The organism is Brytella acorum, from assembly GCF_029309905.1.
In the GTDB taxonomy this organism is placed as follows: Bacteria; Pseudomonadota; Alphaproteobacteria; order Acetobacterales; family Acetobacteraceae; genus Brytella; species Brytella acorum.
In genome coordinates, this window is the sequence record NZ_JARBJP010000042.1 from 1 (window position 1) to 528 (window position 528).

General features: G+C 58.5%; 1 pseudogene. It reads left to right on the forward strand.

Annotated features, from left to right (window positions below):
• Nucleotides 1-225: 225 nt before the first annotated feature.
• Nucleotides 226-528 (forward strand): annotated as a pseudogene (locus tag PWM43_RS15345) (IS66 family transposase); the annotation flags it as partial.

Consider the following 528-nt stretch of genomic DNA (forward strand, 5'->3'; position numbering starts at 1 on the left):
CGTGGAACCAGCTCACCGACCAGCCATGGCGCATTATGTCTCTCGGATTGCGCGACTGGGCTCATGGGTCATAGCAAAAACAAATTGGTATCAGGCTCGCTTGACTATCTTGTATTGCTCGACGGACTGCCGCTGTCGTCGTGGCGCTTCCGTGGTGAACCTGGCCCATAGCGCTTCCTTCCACTCTCGTGAAAATAATGCACCATCAAATCCCGGGACTAAACACGACCTGATCTCAAGGACACGACGTTGGCGAGCTATGCCGCCAGGGCCGACCGGATGCTGACCCACTTGATGCGCGCGCCCGTCGCTCACCCCGCCGGCAAGGCTCTGCTCAAACAGATCAAGGCCTGGAGGACGAAATTCTTCGTCTTCCTCACCAACCGCGATGTCCCGGCGACCAACAATATTTCCGAGCGGGGAATCCGACCCTCGGTCGTCTTTCGAAAGGTCACCAACGGTTTCCGATCGGACTGGGGCGCACAAATCCACGCCGGCTATCGCTCCGTCACTGGAACCGCACGCCTC